Annotated in this window: 14 protein-coding genes; 5 read left to right on the top strand and 9 right to left on the bottom strand. The window is 60.9% G+C overall.

All coding sequences use genetic code 11. The features are described from left to right. Nucleotides 1–74 precede the first annotated feature (74 nt). Both HBN63_RS06625 and HBN63_RS06620 read left to right on the top strand, forming a co-directional pair. Complete coding sequence (locus HBN63_RS06625; protein WP_090253448.1) at nt 75–1,019, top strand: triacylglycerol lipase; 945 nt, start codon at nt 75–77, stop codon at nt 1,017–1,019. An 81-nt stretch (nt 1,020–1,100) separates the two neighbouring features. Beyond that, nucleotides 1,101–2,123, top strand: a complete 1,023-nt coding sequence (locus HBN63_RS06620; RefSeq protein ID WP_170048842.1) for a lipase secretion chaperone — start codon at nt 1,101–1,103, stop codon at nt 2,121–2,123. Nucleotides 2,124–2,174: 51 nt separating this feature from the next. Here the strand turns inward: HBN63_RS06620 and HBN63_RS06615 are convergent, their stop codons facing one another. Next, on the bottom strand, nt 2,175–2,609 hold the full coding sequence (locus tag HBN63_RS06615) for a DoxX family protein (protein ID WP_170048841.1): 435 nt from the start codon (nt 2,607–2,609) through the stop codon (nt 2,175–2,177). 126 nt (nt 2,610–2,735) lie between these two features. Further along, nucleotides 2,736–4,121: a transglycosylase SLT domain-containing protein gene (locus tag HBN63_RS06610; protein ID WP_170048840.1), complete on the bottom strand. Its 1,386-nt coding sequence runs from the start codon at nt 4,119–4,121 to the stop codon at nt 2,736–2,738. A gap of 235 nt (nt 4,122–4,356) precedes the next feature. Here HBN63_RS06610 and HBN63_RS06605 point away from each other — a divergent pair, with 235 nt between their 5' ends. Together HBN63_RS06605 and HBN63_RS06600 are read left to right on the top strand one after the other, a co-directional pair. Next, entirely contained in the window at nt 4,357–5,175 is an 819-nt protein-coding gene (locus tag HBN63_RS06605) for a TatD family hydrolase (protein WP_170048839.1), read from the top strand. Between the two features lie 115 nt (nt 5,176–5,290). Beyond that, nucleotides 5,291–6,757 carry a methyl-accepting chemotaxis protein gene (locus tag HBN63_RS06600; RefSeq protein WP_170048838.1) on the top strand — a complete coding sequence of 489 codons (1,467 nt, stop codon included), beginning with the start codon at nt 5,291–5,293 and terminating at the stop codon, nt 6,755–6,757. A gap of 54 nt (nt 6,758–6,811) precedes the next feature. Here HBN63_RS06600 and HBN63_RS06595 read toward each other — a convergent pair whose 3' ends face one another. The 5 genes from HBN63_RS06595 to HBN63_RS06575 form a co-directional block, all read right to left on the bottom strand. After that, nucleotides 6,812–7,609, bottom strand: coding sequence for a thioesterase family protein (locus tag HBN63_RS06595; RefSeq protein WP_090253431.1), 798 nt, complete (start codon nt 7,607–7,609; stop codon nt 6,812–6,814). Nucleotides 7,610–7,716: 107 nt separating this feature from the next. Next, a complete protein-coding gene (locus tag HBN63_RS06590) occupies nt 7,717–8,490 on the bottom strand; it encodes a CHAD domain-containing protein (RefSeq protein WP_160087162.1) in 774 nt (257 codons plus the stop codon). Nucleotides 8,491–8,564: 74 nt separating this feature from the next. After that, a complete protein-coding gene (locus HBN63_RS06585) occupies nt 8,565–10,559 on the bottom strand; it encodes a DUF3488 and transglutaminase-like domain-containing protein (RefSeq protein WP_170048837.1) in 1,995 nt (664 codons plus the stop codon). Continuing rightward, nucleotides 10,556–11,512, bottom strand: a complete 957-nt coding sequence (locus HBN63_RS06580; protein WP_170048836.1) for a DUF58 domain-containing protein — start codon at nt 11,510–11,512, stop codon at nt 10,556–10,558. The genes HBN63_RS06585 and HBN63_RS06580 overlap by 4 nt, the downstream gene beginning before the upstream one ends. Continuing rightward, a complete protein-coding gene (locus HBN63_RS06575) occupies nt 11,509–12,426 on the bottom strand; it encodes an AAA family ATPase (RefSeq protein WP_170048835.1) in 918 nt (305 codons plus the stop codon). Before HBN63_RS06575 ends, HBN63_RS06580 begins: the two co-directional genes overlap by 4 nt. A 169-nt stretch (nt 12,427–12,595) precedes the next feature. Here HBN63_RS06575 and HBN63_RS06570 point away from each other — a divergent pair, with 169 nt between their 5' ends. Continuing rightward, nucleotides 12,596–15,280: a cation-transporting P-type ATPase gene (locus HBN63_RS06570; protein ID WP_170048834.1), complete on the top strand. Its 2,685-nt coding sequence runs from the start codon at nt 12,596–12,598 to the stop codon at nt 15,278–15,280. Here HBN63_RS06570 and HBN63_RS06565 read toward each other — a convergent pair. After that, entirely contained in the window at nt 15,277–15,882 is a 606-nt protein-coding gene (locus HBN63_RS06565) for a flavin reductase family protein (protein WP_170048833.1), read from the bottom strand. The two genes, HBN63_RS06570 and HBN63_RS06565, sit on opposite strands and share 4 nt — an antisense overlap. Next, entirely contained in the window at nt 15,882–16,160 is a 279-nt protein-coding gene (locus HBN63_RS06560) for a hypothetical protein (RefSeq protein ID WP_090253413.1), read from the bottom strand. The genes HBN63_RS06565 and HBN63_RS06560 overlap by 1 nt, the downstream gene beginning before the upstream one ends. Between the last annotated feature and the right edge of the window lie 169 nt (nt 16,161–16,329).

Here is a 16,329-nt window from a genome sequence, read left to right as displayed (position 1 = left end):
TACGCGCCACGGGATGGGCGTTTTGGCTGCATGGATTGCCTTGAACTGCCCGATAAACCCTAGCGAGAGCACCAATGAACAACAATAAAACCCTGCTCGCCCTCTGCCTGGGCGCCGGCTTGCTGGCCTCTGGCAACACCCATGCTTTCTGGTTCGGCTCCTCCGGCTACACCCAGACCAAGTACCCGGTTGTGCTGGCCCACGGCATGCTCGGCTTCGACAGTATCCTGGGCGTCGACTACTGGTACGGCATTCCTGCCGCGCTGCGGCGCGACGGTGCCAGCGTGTACATCACCGAAGTCAGCCAACTGAACACCTCGGAAGCACGCGGCGAAGAACTGCTGGATCAGGTGGAAGAGATTGTCGCCATCAGCGGCAAGCCCAAGGTCAATCTGATTGGCCATAGCCATGGCGGACCGACCATCCGCTACGTTGCTGCCGTCAAACCAAACCTGATTGCCTCAGCTACAAGCGTCGGTGCACCGCATAAAGGCTCGGCCACCGCCGACTTTATCCGCCAGGTACCGCCGGGTTCAGCTGGAGAAACCCTGCTATCGGGTATCGTCAATGGCCTCGGCACACTGATCAACTTCCTCTCTGGCAGTTCGAGCACCACCCCGCAGAACGCCCTGGGATCGCTGGAGTCTCTCAACAGCCAGGGTGCGGCGCGTTTCAACGCCAAGTTCCCACAGGGGATTCCAACCACCGCCTGCGGTGAAGGTGCTTACAGCGTCAATGGCGTGCGCTACTACTCCTGGAGTGGTACCAGCCCGGTGACCAATATCATCGACCCGAGCGACCTGCTGCTGGGCGCCACCGCGCTAACCTTCAATGGAGAAGCCAACGACGGCCTGGTTGGCCGCTGCAGCTCGCGCATGGGCAAGGTAATCCGCGATAACTACCGGATGAACCACCTCGATGAGGTCAACCAGACACTCGGCCTGACCAGCCTGTTTGAAACGGACCCGGTCACGGTCTACCGCCAACATGCCAACCGCCTGAAAAACGACGGCCTGTAACGGCTTCACCAGGGGCTGCCGTGCAGCCTCTGGTGCTGTTGTCCGTTTCGCCGAACTCGCCTGTCCGCCTGAAGAGTGCCCGTGAAAAAATTTCTGCTGCTCTCCCCGCTTATGTTCGCCGCCTGCCTGGCTCTCGCGCTGTACCTTCAACCCGTGGATATTCCCGCGCAGCTAAGTGGCGATGCGCCACAGCCGATTCAACGCAGTGATACGCCATCGGCTTCACCAAGCCAGATCGGCATGCAGACCCAAGTAGCGCCACTAAAAAACCTGCCCGCTTCATTCGGCGGCACCACAGTGGATGGCGTCTTTCGTCTGGACGCTAACGGCAACCTGCTGATCAGCGAAGACATTCGGCGCATCTTCGATTATTTCCTTGCCGCAGCCGGTGAAGAACCGCTGCGTACCAGCGTCGAGCGGCTGCGTGCCTATATCGCCGCAGAACTGCCGGCCAATGCCCGTGAGCAGGCCCTGGTTCTGCTCAACCAGTACCTCGACTATAAGCGCGAGTTGGTACTGCTCGAACGCGACCTGCCGCAGATGGCCAATCTGGATGCCCTGCGCCAGCGCGAGGCCGCTGTGCAGGCACTGCGCGCACGGATTTTCGACAGTGAAACGCAACAGGCATTCTTCGCCCGCGAAGAGGCCTACAACCAATTCACCTTGCAACGCCTGGCGATTCTGCAGAACAGCCAGTTGGACGATGCCGGCAAAGCCGCCGCTGTTGACCAACTGCGCAACAGTCTGCCTGCCGAGATGCAGGACACCGTGCTGCCGCAACTGCAGAACGAGCTGCGCCAGCAAACCGCGCGACTGCAGGCGGCCGGCGCCAAACCGGAACAGATCCGCCAGCTGCGTCAGCAACTGGTCGGCGCCGAAGCCACCCAGCGCCTCGAAGTGCTCGATCAACAGCGGCAAACCTGGAAAAAACGCATTGCCCAGTACAGCACTGAAAAAGCCGCCATCGAAAACAACCCAGGCATGAGCGCCAGCGACAAACGCGCCGCCATTGCCCAGCTGGCCGCAGAGAACTTCGATGAGCGTGAACAACTGCGCCTGGAAGCTGCCGAACAGCTGGCGACGCAGAACAAACCCCAACACTGAAACGCAAAAAGCCCACCGAAGTGGGCTTTTTACTGGCTGCTGCCGTGTCGATTAACCAGCGATGCGCTTGTCTAGGGACAGTTTGCCAGCGCCTTCAATCAGAATTGCTACGCTGATCACCAAGAGTGCCAGGGCAAACTCATAACCGTTGTTGCTCATGAAGAAACCATTGGCCAGGTGCACAGTGGCAATCGCCACCACCATGGTCACTGCCAGTATCGCTGCAGCTGGGCGCGCCAGCAGACCGATAATCAAGGCAATGCCACCAAAGAACTCGGCGCTACCGGCCATCAGTGCCAACAAGTAGCCTGGCGCCAGACCGATGCTTTCCATCCACTGGCCTACGCCTTCCAGGCCGTAACCGCCAAACCAGCCAAACAGCTTCTGCGCTCCGTGGGCGGCAAAGGTAATGCCGGCGATGATGCGGAGCACGGTAAGGCCATAGCCAGCTTGAGTTGCAACAACAGATTTAATCAGAGCGTTCATGTGCAGCAGTCCTTGTAGTGAGGGGTTGATGGAACAAAGATTAAACCAATTAACCAATATTTAAAGCGCATAAAATCGCTTTAAAATATCGAATAAATTAATAAATCGACATTCTCAACCTGCGCGCTAGGGTTCAAGCAGATAGCGCTCACGGTCATAAGCAAGGTAGTACTTATTCACGCTATTCACATAGCTGACCACGCCCATGCCCATCTGCTCCATCGCCACCCGTTCGACCTGGAAGAACCACTGGTTAGGATTTAGGCCCCGCCGACGCGCTTCAGCCCGCAAGCTCTGCACCCGTTGCGGGCCCAGGTTGTAGCCAGCCAGGATAAAGGCCATGCGCTCACGTTCGTTGAGCTGTGGGCTGTTGAAGTAGTTACGACGAATCATCGCCAGGTACTTGGCGCTGGCCTGCACGTTGTTATCCAGCACGCCGATATTGCTCACGCCAACACTGCGTGCCGCCGCCGGGGTGATTTGCATCAGCCCAGTAGCACCGCCCGCACCTCGGGCGGCAGGGTTAAGGGTCGATTCCTTAAAGGCCACGGCAGCCAGCGCCAACCAATCGAAATCATGCTGGGTCGCATAGCGTTGTAGCACCGGACGGACTTTTTCCAGGCGCTGACGCTCGGTACGACCCAACGGATAATGCACTTTGTACAGCCGCCGATAGACGCGCTGGAACGCGGCATCTAAATCCGCAGGGTCACGGTAACCCTTGAGGAAGCGGTCGATACTGGCGCCAAGCATGGGGGTGTCGCGGCGCACATACCAGCGCATGTCACCGTCGCTAGCCAATGGCAGGTGGCGGTCCAGGCGCAACTTGGGCATCACCTTAGCCCAACGTTCAGCAATCGGCTGTTCGACTGCGGTGACACTGAAGATTCCAGCCTGGACCATTTCCAACACGTCCTCGACCGCCAGGCTCGGGTCAACCCACTCAACGATAATCGGTGAGCGTTTGCTGTCGATCAGCCGCTGATTGAGCGCCCGTACCGCCTCACCCGCCACACTGCCTGCAGGCAATGCCAAACTGCGTCCGGACAACTGTTCGAGGTTCTGATAACGCCGGTTACCCTGTTTGGCAACGATGATCACTGGCACGTTGCTGCGGATCGCCGCACTGGCGCTGAGGTTACTGCCGCGCGGCATATTCAATAGTTCGCCAGGCGCGACCAGATCGCCTTCACCCCGCTGCAGGGCGGCCAGCAATTGGTCCTTGGCGCGCGGAATGATCCTCAGCTTGAGTGTGCGGCCATCCCGCGAGTTGCGATTGAGGTACTGCTCGAAGGCGCGCATGCGTTGATATTCAACACCAATGCTCTGGCCTTTGACTTCACCCGAGCTGTTGCGGCTCTGGTTGACCAGCACGCGCAACTCGCCGCTGCTGCGAATACTCGCCAGGTCGCGGACCGCCTTAGGCTGCTCGACTTCCAGAGGGCCAGCCACGCGCGCTACCGCCGTGCAAGACAGCAGCAATAGGCAGCAGATGAGCAGCACTCGCGACATCAAGGCTCCAGGGCAGAATCGGCCGACAGATCAGCACCGCCACCCGGTTAAACAGGCTGCAGACAAGGCAACTGACCCCTCGCGCGGGGCGCGGAGGTTCGCACAGCCCGCACTCAGACGCCAGCCGACAATCACATACAACATCACGTATAAGCTTTAAGTTGCTGTATTTATTAGCTTTTAATCTATTAAAAAAGCTCTGCTATGCTGCCCAATCAATTCAGCAGGTAGCACCATGCAACTCATCGACATCGGCGTCAATCTGACTCACCCAAGCTTTGCTGAACAACGCGAAGCACTCCTCGCTCGCGCCTATGCGGCGGGCGTCCAGCAAATGCTGTTAACCGGCACCAGTCTGACGGAAAGCCAACACGCCCTAGAGCTGTGCCGACAGTTGGATGACAGCGCCGAACATTTGTTCAGCACTGCCGGTATTCACCCCCACGACGCTAGCAGCTGGAACAGCAACAGCCATGCGCAGCTCAAGGCTTTACTGGAAGATCCCAGAGTGCGAGCAGTGGGCGAATGCGGACTGGACTTCAATCGCGATTTTTCACCACGGCCACAACAGGAGCAGGTGTTGGAGCAGCAGTTAGCCCTGGCGGTAGAACTGCAACTGCCGGTCTTCCTGCATGAACGCGATGCCGACGAGCGCCTGCTGGCTATCCTGCGGCACTTCCGCGACCAGCTGCCGGCGGCCGTGGTGCATTGTTTTACCGGGGAGAAGCGCGCGCTGTTCAACTATCTGGATATGGATCTGCACATCGGCATCACCGGTTGGATCTGCGACGAGCGCCGCGGCAGTAACCTGCATCCGCTGGTCAAGGAAATCCCCCGCGGCCGCCTGATGCTGGAAAGTGATGCGCCGTTCCTGCTGCCACGCAGCCTACGACCGAAGCCGAAGAACGGTCGCAACGAGCCGGCCTTTCTGGTTGAGGTGTTGCGTGAAGTGGCGTTGCATCGCGGTGAAACCGAACAGGTTTTGGCGGCCCATACCAGCGCTACAGCCCGGGCCTTCTTCAACCTGCCCACCCCAAAGGGTACGACCGACTGACCCCTAAGTAGCGCAGTGAGTGCTAGCTTGTTGATAAGGATCAATAGCGCCGCAGTGTCGTTGACCGACACTACTGGCACTTTGCCAAGCCTTCACCTCACATAGAGACACCTGCATGGGCCATTGGATCAGCGACCTTTCCCTGAAGTACAAATTCTGGGCCGTAAATGCCGTGGCCTTCTTTACCACGCTGCTGTTGGTGCTCTATGCGCTGCAGCTGGAGCAGCAGGTGCACCACACCGCCGCCAAGCAGGCGGCACAGCAGCAGGCCCGACTATTAAGCCAATGGCCTCAGGATCAGGCCCTGCCAAGCGCGAGCAACCTGCTGAGCGTTGCGGCTGGCCAGACTCCACGCCTGCCGGACAATCAGGGCAGCGCCCTGGCCAACGCCCGCGGCTGGGTCGATTTGAATGGCAGTGAGGGTCTGATTGGTGCCGAAGTCATCGTCCGTGAAGACGGTCAGCGCCTGGCCATCACCGCCTCGGCACCAAGCCTGCCCGACGTGTTTTTCGACCGTGCACCGAGCTATGCCCTGGTCGTCGCGCTGTTGATGCTGCTGTTGCTGGCGGCTTCGCAGTTGCTGATTCGCTTTCTGCTCAGCCACCTCAACACCCTCAAGGATGTGATGCTGCAGGTGGAAAAAAGCGGTGACCTCAGCGCCCGTGTGCCACTCGACTGCAAAGATGAAGTGGGCAAAATGGCCAGTGCCTTTAATGCCATGCAGGCGGGCTACCAGCGTGTTGTTGGCATCGTTGCCCAGTCAGCAGCGCAGCTGGATGAAGGTGCCGAACGCTTGGCCGGTAATATGCGCGATGTACGCCAGGGCATGCTCGAACAGCAAAGCGAAACGGAGCAAGCGGCCACGGCGATCAATCAGATGTCCGCCACCGTGCATCACATTGCCGAACACACCGCCGATACCCGTGACCAGTCCAAGAATGCCGAACACCTGGCGCACAGTGGCCAGCAGGCAGTCAACCGCGTGAGCCTTTCGATTTCCGGGCTGTCCAGCGGCGTGCAGCAAACCGCGCAGATGATCGAAAAGCTGGCCGCCGACAGCCAGAAGATCGGTGGCGTGGTCAGTGAAATCCATGGCATTGCCGAACAGACCAACCTGCTCGCCTTGAACGCTGCCATTGAAGCGGCCCGTGCCGGTGAAATGGGGCGCGGCTTTGCCGTGGTAGCAGATGAAGTACGCAACCTGGCTAGACGGGTGCAGGACTCCACCGATGTGATCACCCAAATGATCAATACCCTGCAAAGCGGCACCCGTGATGCCGTGGACTTTATGCAGGACAGTTCGATCAAAGCCGACGAATGCGTCAAACAGGCCGGTGAGGCCGGCCAGGCGCTGGTGGCCATTACCGAGTCGGTGGCGCATATGCGTGAAAGCAATACGCAGATTGCCGTGGCGGCGGAACAGCAGAGCCAGGTGGCTGAAGAAATGAACCGCGCGGTGATCCGCATCCGCGACGTGACCGAACAAACCGTCAGCCAAACGGGGGAATCGGCGCTGACCAGTGCCAACCTGGCCAATTTGGCCGGCTCGTTAAACACCGCCATCCGTCAGCTCAAGCTGTGAAGAGCGGGCAATTCAGCCGTTGCAGTACGTCACTGCAACGGCCGTAATCAGCGCTTAACCGAACACCGCCACCGTCTGCCGGCTGATGGCCAGCAACTCCCCTTTGGCGCTCCACATTGCTGCGGCCACATGGCCGTAGCCATCGCGGGCATGCTCGATATGCGCCCGGTACAGACACCAGTCCTGCGTCGTCAGCGCCGTCATTGGCTGCACAAACTCAATCGTCCAGGTCAACGTACTACCAGGCGCTGGCGCACTCAGGTGCGGCAAAACCGCAGGCGGCCACGCATCCACCAAGGCCAGCAGGTGGGCCTCAGTAACCACCTCGACCGCCTCCTGGTCACGTAGACGCACCCAGCCGCCCATGTCCCGCGACGGATTATTGGTGAAAGGCAAACCACCAAACGCCCAGCGCATGGCCAAAAAACGGGTGAACTCAGGGGTTACAGTGGGGATATAAGGCATTTCCTGGCAGGCTTCCACGGCCTTGGCCTCCGGTGCCGGCTCTGCCGACACGGCAATACGCGAGTCGCGCCCAGCACCGAAGCTCCCCTGGACGATGGTCACCACTTGCCCATCTTGGATTGCCCGCCCCAATACTTGGCTGACGGCCTTGCCTTCACGCAGCACTTCCACCTCAAAGCACACGGGTACATCAGGCGCCGCAGGGCCAACAAAGGTAATCGCCAGAGAGCGCGGCGGGCGCCCGCTTGGCACCTGAGCACGCATGGCCTCATAGGCCAGCGCCGCCACCAAACCGCCGAAACTGGCACGGCCTTGTCCCCATGCAGCAGGAATCCGCACCGCTTGAGGGTTGTCACGCACCGCCTGGAGTAATTCGGAAAAGCCCATAAGCACCTCGAACACTGAAGATGCGGGTGATCTTAGGGCAAAGACGCCAACGAATGACACGGCATTTCGGCCAAACACGCCGAAGGTTTAACGACTTTTCAGCCAACTCAGTCGTCAGCGCGCGCAAAACCTGTGGCCAATGCCTGCAAGGCCAGATCAGCTTGCTGCTCGGCGTCGAGCATCGCCGCCCGCCAAACCGCTACGCACGGTTGCAAATCTGCTTCGGCTTCGGCGCGCTGCAACCATTGCCAGTGGTCATGCCAATCACCCAGCGCGGACTGCGCCTGTTTAAGCTGCAGGCGCAGACGACCGGAAAAACCGGCCACCTGCGGATAGGCCTCGGCGGCATAACGCAGACGCTTGACCAGCAAGCGCAGGCGATGACGGTCATGTGCAGGGTCAAGCAGTGCCTGTTTCAGGCGCTTGCGATCCTTGCGCAAGCGTTGCTTGATCAACTTTTCCAAACCACGCAGTTGTCCGTTGCTAGCCGCCTGACGCCATTGCCACGGCCAGTCATCCAAAGCAGTGAGCAGATGGGCCAACGGTGCACAGTCCAACAGCTGTAGGTAGCCCTGCTGTAACAGTGGTAGCCGAGATTTCGCGGCGCTATCGAGCCCTTGCTGTTGCAGATAGCCCTGTAGCACTTCAAGGTCGCGCAGCGGACCGGTCAAGCGGCCCAGTTCTGCCGCCCGCTGCTGCAACGCCTCACAAGCCGCGACCGAAGATAACGGCCGCAGCAAGCTGCGCAACTGGCGCAAGGCAATACGCAGATCGTGCAGGGCCTCCCCATCGGTGGTCACCCGCAGCCGTTCACGACAGGCAAATAAGCGCATCTGAACCCGCAGTACGTGTCGTGGCACCTCATCAATCAAGCCTTGCATTGCCTCACTCCTGTGAAATCACTACCCAGACTATGCGCTTATTGATTAGCCACAAGTGGCCAATGGTCGCGGTACTAAGGCTCCAGGCGAGTAAGCCGCCAAGGCAGCGCGCGCCTGAGGGCCTTCAGGTGCAGGCGCAACTGCAGGGTAGAGAGTTCTTGCCCGGCATAACGCTGCGCCTCGAAGGCCGCCGCAAAATCGCCAATCGCTTGCGCCTGGGCTGGCATCAGCTGGGATGCCCGCACGGCATAGTCGCGCGGTCCTTCGCCGGGTTTACGCGGCACGCCATGGCGCGCCAACAAACCCTCAAAACGACGGAATAGCCGCTGCTGAACATCACGTTCACGCTGCCAGGGCTTGAACAGCCAAATTGATAGCAAACCAAGCAGCAGCGCCCCACCACCGACCAGGCCGATCACCAGCGACTGGGCATCCACCCGCCCCAGCCAACGCTGAAGAAACTCCAGCTGCTGCTGACTCTGGTAGCCCAACACCCAGCGTTGCCAGCCGTAATTGATATTGTCCCAGGCCAACCGCAACTCATTCAGCCAACTGAGGTTGCGATAGCGCAACGGCGAGAAAGGCGAGTCTTCGAGAAAACTCTGCTCATCTGCCAGGGCCTCTTCCAGGCCCATGTCGATCCGCTCGGGCGCCACCTGGAAGGTCGGATCGACACTGACCCAACCCCGTCCCTCCTGCCAGTACTCAACCCAGGCATGGGCATCAAACTGGCGCACCTGCACATAGTTACCCGCCGGGTTGTATTCCCCCCCCTGATAACCCGCCACCACCCGCGCCGGGATGCCCGCAGCGCGTAGCACGTAGGTCATAGCTCCGGCGTAATGCGCACAGAAGCCGCTGCGGGTTTCAAACAGGAAATCATCAATATTATTCACCCCTAACGTTGGCGGAGTCAGGGTGTAAGCAAAGGGCTCGCGGTTGAAATGGCTAAGCAGTGCCTGCACCAACAATTCGGGCTGCGGATGCTCGCGCTTAAGCTGCTCAGCCCAAGCGCGGCTGCGTGGCTCGCCTTGATCCGGTAACTGCAAGGCGCGGCGCAGGGCTTCCTGAGACGGCTTAGGCTCGCGTAGCGCCTGCGGCCAGGAGGTGGCCTGATAGATCAGCGAGCGATCCACCGGCTGCCGACGCTGCAGACGGAAATCGCTCATCTGCCGAGTCTGCTCCAATGTGGTTTCCGCCACATCCAGGGTAAACAGCCAGCGCTGTGTACTCGGCTGCATGACGATGCTGTAACTCAGCGCATCCCCCTGCTTCTGCCACTGCGCAGCGGGGCCAAACTCGGCGTAATCGGATTGCGACCAGCGCCGGCCATCAAAACGATCCAGGGTTAGTGCACGCCAGTACAACTCACTGCGCGGCGGGGTTTCACCGTTGAAACTGGCGCGAAACGCCAGCGCCGCGGAGCGACTTAGATCGGCGATATCCGCCGGGGCCATGCTGTCCGAAAGCCCGGTAGTGGCCTTGTCATTCGGCACCGGCAATGACCACAGAGGGCCCATGCGCGGGAAGAACACAAACAGCAGCAACATCACCGGCAGCGCCTGCAGCAGCAGACCGCCGGCCAGGCGCGCGGTCGGCCAGGGCTGGGTGGCCAGGCTGCTCTGCTGCAAACCAATCAGCGCAGCGAGCAAGGCGGTAACCGGCAACAAGCTGTAGAACGCCATCAGCATGCTGTCATCGAACAGGTAGGCGGTGACCACAACAAAGAAGCCGAGAAAGATCAGCACCAATGCATCACGCCGCGTGCGCATCTCCAGCAGCTTGAGCACGAACGCCGCGATCAGCAGCACCACCCCGGCATCCAGACCGATCAGGCTGCCGCGGGAAAGAAACACCCCGAGCGCTGCGGCCAGCATCAAACCGCCCTTGGCCCAGGCATTCGGGTAACGCGCACGCATGCGGAAAATCTGAATACGCCAGGCGGCACTGCCCAGCCACAGACCAATAATCCACAACGGTAAATGTGTCAGATGCGGAAGGATCACCAGCACCTGTGCCACCAGCAGCCAGGTCAGGCTGATCCGAGGAATCGTCGTAACCCGACTCATGGCGCACGCCCGAACAGCGCCAGGGCGCGCAGGCAGGCATCACGGTGCAGTTCGCCGCTGTCGGCACCCAGCACCTGGCCAGGCAGGCTCAGGGCAAAGGGTTGCTGACGCTCGGACAGCTGCAGCACCCAATGGCAAAGCAGCGACAGACGGGTTTCAACATCACCGGCCAATGCATCGAAATCCAGGTACAGGTCACGCCCGGTGATTGAGGCAAAATCTTTGACCAGCAAACCCTGGCCACGGGAATAAGCCTTCCAGTGCAAGCGACGCTTGGAGTCCCCCGACTGATAAGTCTTCAGCCCCTGATAATCATCCACGCCCTGACCGTGGGGCCGACTGCCCTCCTCGTCCTGATCCTCACTGGCGCCGGCGGACAGCGGCAGATCACCGGACAAGGGACGCGGATAAACCAGTACGCGCTGATCCAGATCGACCCAGCTCCAGGCCACCAGAATCCCCAGTGGGAAACGGCTCTCGACCCGCAGTCGACCGGGCCGTAGCCAACCGCGCTGCAACGCGGGCAGGTTTAGCTGGCTTTCACTTACGCCTTCGGCTGGCACATCCAGCGTCTGCAATTCGGCCGGTGGCCAGCCCAGGCTGACGGCCTGATGAGGCCGCTGACTGCTTTCCAGGCGCACGCGAAAACCGGCAGGCTCGCCAACAAATACTGCCGGCGCACTGCCAGCCTTGAGGATCAGCCCGGCCAGGTTGCGGTAGGTGTGCAGAATGGCGACGACAAACACCGAGGCCAGCAGGAAGGTCAGGCCATAGGCCAAGCTGTTCTGATAGTTGATCGCCGCCAGCAACATCAACAGCAGCGCCAGCATAAAAGCCGCGCCAACCCGGCTGGGGATGATAAAGATCCGCCGCTGGTTCAGGCGTACGCTGCTGGCTGCCGGAATGCGCCGAGCCAGCCAGCGGTTCCAGCGCGATCGGAGCTGGGCGATCAAAGCGCCGGCACCTCTCGCAGCAACCACTGCACCAAGCTGCCGGCACCATGCCCGGCCGGGTCCGCGCGCTCACGCAGGCGATGGCCGACCACTGACGGCAGCACGGCCTGCACATCTTCTGGAATCACGTAATCTCGCCCGGCGAGGAAGGCCCAGGCTTTCGCAGCCGCAAGCAGCGCCAGGCTGGCCCGAGGCGACAGACCCCAGGCGAATTGCGGCTGAGTACGGGTGGCATCGACCAGGCGCAACACGTAGTCGATCAATGCATCACTGGCGAGAACTTTCGGCACTTCGGCCTGCACCAGCGCCAGTTCAGCGTGATCCAGCAGTGCCGGCAGCGTCGGCAACAGCGAACGCCGTGAGTCGCCCAGCAGCAGGGCCTTTTCCGCCGCCTTGCCTGGGTAGCCAAGCGATAGACGCATCAAAAAGCGATCCAACTGCGACTCAGGCAAGGCGAAAGTGCCACCCTGACTGACAGGGTTCTGCGTGGCAATTACAAAGAACGGTTCGGGCAGCGGCCGAGTCGCACCTTCGATGGTCACCTGGCCCTCCTCCATGGCTTCAAGCAGCGCACTCTGGCTTTTCGGCGTGGCGCGGTTGATCTCATCGGCCAGCACCAGCTCGGCGAAAATCGGCCCCGGATGAAAAATAAATTGCCCGGTGTCCTTGTCGAAAACTGAGGTGCCGAGGATGTCACCTGGCAGCAGGTCGGAGGTGAACTGGATGCGCTGAAAACTCAAGCCCAGTACCTTGGCCAGGGCATGGCTGAGGGTGGTTTTGCCCATGCCGGGCAAGTCCTCGATCAGCAGATGGCCCTGGGCCAACAGGCAGGTCAGCGCCAGACGCACCTGCGGTTCCTTGCCCAGAAGCACGTGATTGACCGTCTGCAGCACAGTTTCCAGTTTGGCGCGCATGTATCACTCCTTTAAGACCGATTGACGATGCTACTGCGCCAGGTTGCCACGGCATAGCGGCTGGAAATCTTTACTGACGAACTTGTGAGCCATTCAATTGATCCAAGCTAACACCCACCTCGTTTGTGGTGTTTAGGCTAAAGACCCGAACAGCGCTGGAGCACATTGAATGCAAGCGCCATCAGGTCATGACTGGCACGCCCAGCCAGGGCAACAAAGCCTGCAGAACCTCAACAGCAGTGCCCAAGGTCTGGACAGTTCCGACGCCGCCCAACGCCTCAGCGAGCATGGTCCCAACCTGCTGACACAGCCACAGGCCAACGGGCCGTTTAAGCGCTTTGCGCTGCAGTTTCACAACCTGCTGATCTACGTCCTGCTCGGCGCTTGCCTGCTTACCCTCTTGCTGGGCGAATGGCTCGACAGTGCGGTGATCTTTGCCGTGGTGCTGATCAACGCCCTGGTCGGTTTTGTCCAGGAAGGCAAAGCCCAGCACGCCATGCTGGCGATTCAGCAGATGCTCAGCCTGGAAAGCCGTGTACGCCGTAACGGCCAGGTGCACAGCATTGCCGCCGAACAACTGGTGCCCGGCGACTGGGTACTGCTGGAGGCCGGCGACCGCGTGCCTGCTGACCTGCGCCTGCTGGAGACCCGTGATCTGCGCATTGACGAGGCCGCGCTGACCGGTGAATCCCTACCCGTGGATAAACATCACGACGCCGTAGCCGCCTCGGCCAGCCTGGCCGACCGCCGCAGCATGGCCTATTCCGGCACACTGGTGAATGCCGGCAGCGCTGCGGGCGTGGTGGTGGCCACGGCCAAGCAGACCGAGCTGGGCAAGATCAGCCACATGCTGGAAAACGTGGTTAGCCTGCAAACGCCGCTGCTGGTCGATAAGGCTAAGTTTGCTCGCCACCTGACCCTGGGCATTCTTGCCCTGGCGCTGCTGACCTTTGCCTTTGGCGTGCTGCTGCGGGGGTACAGCGCAGAGGACATGCTGCTGGCCGCAGTCAGCCTGGCGGTGGCGGCCATTCCGGAAGGCCTGCCGGCGGTGCTGACGATCATCCTCGCCCTCGGCGTGCAACGCATGGCCAAGCGCAGGGCGATCATTCGCCATCTGCCAGCGGTGGAAAGCCTCGGTGCGGTCACCGTGATCTGCTCGGACAAAACCGGCACCCTGACGCGCAACGAGATGACCGTGCAGCAGGTGTTTACCGCCGCACATCATTACCGCGTCGAGGGCGTCGGCTATGCCCCGCAGGGCAGCATTCACTGCGATGACGGCCAGCTGTGCCAACTGGACGCCGCTGACGACCTGCGCGAGCTGGCCCGTGCCGGCCTGCTGGCCAATAACGCCAGCCTGCGCAGCGGCGAGAACGGCTGGTGCATCACCGGCGACCCCACCGAAGCCGCGCTGCTGACCCTGGCTGGCAAGGTCGGTCTGGAGCTGCAGCATGAAGCGCGTAATCTGCCGCAGGTCGATGCCATCCCCTTCAGTTCCGAGCAACGCTGCACCGCCAGCCTGCACCATGATCATGCCCACCATGGCCTGATCTATATGATCGGCGCCCCGGAACGCCTGCTCGAAGCCTGCAACCGCCAATGGCGCGACGGCCATCCCGAACCGCTGGACCCACGCCACTGGCACCAGGCCCTAGACAGCGGCGCCCGCCAGGGGCTGCGCATGCTCGGCCTGGCCATTCGGCCGCTCGGCGAACCGCAGCAGAGTCTCGACTATCAGGACCTGGACGGCGATTACGTGCTGCTCGGTCTGGTCGGTATGCTTGATCCACCGCGCGAGGAAGCCATTGCCGCCATCGCCGACTGCCACAGCGCAGGTATCGCGGTAAAGATGATCACCGGCGACCATGCCGGCACCGCCAGCGCCATTGCCCAGCGCCTTGGCCTGGGGGATGGCAAACCGCTGACTGGGGCCGATCTCGACAGCCTCAGCGACAGCCAACTCGATCAGTTGCTACCCGCCACCAGCGTGTTCGCCCGCACCAGCCCGGCGCACAAACTGCGCCTGGTTGAACGCCTGCAAGCCTGCGGCGCGCGGGTGGCCATGACCGGCGACGGCGTCAACGACGCGCCGGCCCTGAAACGTGCGGACATCGGCATCGCCATGGGCATCAAGGGCACTGAGGCGGCCAAGGAAGCCGCGCAAATGGTATTGGCCGACGACAACTTCGCCACCATCGCCCATGCGGTCGAGGAAGGCCGCACGGTCTATGACAACCTGAAGAAGACCATCCTGTTTATACTGCCCACCAATGGCGGCGAGGCGATGATCCTGCTGGCGGCCATCGCCCTGGGCCTGACTTTGCCGATCACTCCGCTGCAGATTCTCTGGATCAATATGATCACCGCAGTGACCCTGGCGCTGGCTCTGGCGTTCGAGCCAGCAGAAGCCAACCTGATGAGCCGCCCGCCTCGTGACCCGAAGATCAACCTGCTAAGCGGGCACCTGCTCTGGCGCGTGGGATTTATCGGGGTATTGATGACGCTGGCCAGCCTGGGCCTATTCCTCTACACCCAGACTCTTGGCTGGAGCCTTGAAAGCAGCCGCACCCTGGCGGTCAACGCAGTGGTTGCCGGCGAAATCGGCTACCTGTTCAGCAGCCGTCGCCTAGAAGGGTCGGCGAACTTCGGCCTACGCGATAACCCGATGATCTGGAGCATGGTCGGCTTGTTGCTCAGCCTGCAACTGCTGCTCACCTACTGGCCGGCGATGCAGCAGGTCTTCGCCACTGCCGCCCTGCCAGCATATGCCTGGGGTTGGTGCCTGCTGGTAGCGCTGGGGGTATGCGTCTGTGTTGAAGCGGAGAAGTGGCTGTTGCGGCGGCAACGCCCCTAGGGGCGTTGCAACTCAAAGCGCTGCAAGGTGCGGGTATAACCACTGCCGCCAAGACGGCCAATCAGGTCGAGTTGCTGGCTGTCGATACGGCCCTGCTCATTGAGCACCGCATCGTCGATATGCGCCAACAGCACTTCGGCGAAGATCAGATGGCAATTGGGCTTTTCCGCAGGGTAGGCCTGGATCTGCGCTACCCGGCATTCAAAGGCGACTGCCGCGCCAGCTACCCGAGGCGACGCCACCCGCTGCGAGGGCAGGCTGGCGATACCGCACTGCTCGAACTCGCTGATGCCATAGGGCAGCACCGCCGCACTGGCATTCATCGCCTCGGCCTGGGCGAAGGACACCAGCTGAATCACCAGCTCGCCGCTGGCCTGCACATTCAGCAGCGTGTCCTTCAGTCCGCCATCCGCACGATGATTAACGTTGACCATCAGGGTCGGCGGGTCATCGCTGATCACCTGAAAGAAGCTAAACGGCGCCAGGTTGCTGACCCCTGCGTCCGATTGACTGGAGACCCAGGCAATCGGTCGAGGCGTGATAGTCGAGGCTAACCAGCGGTAGCGTTCGAGCGGTTCGAGTGCGCTGAAATCCAGTTGCATCAGCGGCCAGCTCGCGACTCACGGATATAGAAACGGGCGCGCTCGGACTTCGCCGTACAGCCCTTGTAGCCCTCGAACTGCTGCTGAGTTTTCGCAGCAGTCAGCAGCGACACCGCCTTGGAATAACTCACCGTACCGGCAAACCCTTCGGCCTTGGCCAGATCCAACTCGCGCCAGGCGGCGTCCAGCTGATTGGCGCAGCTGGTGCGATAGGCCGTTTTTCCCGCACAACCGCTTAGCACCAACAGCAACATGGGCAACACGATCAACAGTTTCATCTGGTAACTCCTGCAAAGAGACATACGTTTCACTCGGTATAAAGACACATCGCCCGACTCATTGCGATGCATCAACACAGCCAGTAAGACGTGCAAAACAGACAAAAGTGCCAACGCCTCCAATTGCCGTCGCACTTAGGCCCGAATGCCGTGGATACTAGCAAATCGC

The organism is Pseudomonas sp. WS 5011 (assembly GCF_012985775.1).
Classification (GTDB): Bacteria; Pseudomonadota; Gammaproteobacteria; order Pseudomonadales; family Pseudomonadaceae; genus Aquipseudomonas; species Aquipseudomonas peli.
The sequence above is the reverse complement of the archived record's forward strand: the minus strand, read 5'-3'. Positions and strand labels throughout refer to the sequence as shown.

Bases quoted from the DNA above. Each gene is read 5' to 3' on its own strand.
- HBN63_RS06565 (WP_170048833.1), bottom strand. From the start codon at position 15,882: ATGCAACTGGATTTCAGCGCACTCGAACCGCTCGAACGCTACCGCTGG.
- HBN63_RS06560 (WP_090253413.1), bottom strand. From the start codon at position 16,160: ATGAAACTGTTGATCGTGTTGCCCATGTTGCTGTTGGTGCTAAGCGGT.
- HBN63_RS06615 (WP_170048841.1), bottom strand. From the start codon at position 2,609: ATGAACGCTCTGATTAAATCTGTTGTTGCAACTCAAGCTGGCTATGGC.
- HBN63_RS06585 (WP_170048837.1), bottom strand. From the start codon at position 10,559: ATGAGTCGGGTTACGACGATTCCTCGGATCAGCCTGACCTGGCTGCTG.
- HBN63_RS06610 (WP_170048840.1), bottom strand. From the start codon at position 4,121: ATGTCGCGAGTGCTGCTCATCTGCTGCCTATTGCTGCTGTCTTGCACG.
- HBN63_RS06595 (WP_090253431.1), bottom strand. From the start codon at position 7,609: ATGGGCTTTTCCGAATTACTCCAGGCGGTGCGTGACAACCCTCAAGCG.
- HBN63_RS06600 (WP_170048838.1), top strand. From the start codon at position 5,291: ATGGGCCATTGGATCAGCGACCTTTCCCTGAAGTACAAATTCTGGGCC.
- HBN63_RS06590 (WP_160087162.1), bottom strand. From the start codon at position 8,490: ATGCAAGGCTTGATTGATGAGGTGCCACGACACGTACTGCGGGTTCAG.
- HBN63_RS06605 (WP_170048839.1), top strand. From the start codon at position 4,357: ATGCAACTCATCGACATCGGCGTCAATCTGACTCACCCAAGCTTTGCT.
- HBN63_RS06575 (WP_170048835.1), bottom strand. From the start codon at position 12,426: ATGCGCGCCAAACTGGAAACTGTGCTGCAGACGGTCAATCACGTGCTT.
- HBN63_RS06625 (WP_090253448.1), top strand. From the start codon at position 75: ATGAACAACAATAAAACCCTGCTCGCCCTCTGCCTGGGCGCCGGCTTG.
- HBN63_RS06570 (WP_170048834.1), top strand. From the start codon at position 12,596: ATGCAAGCGCCATCAGGTCATGACTGGCACGCCCAGCCAGGGCAACAA.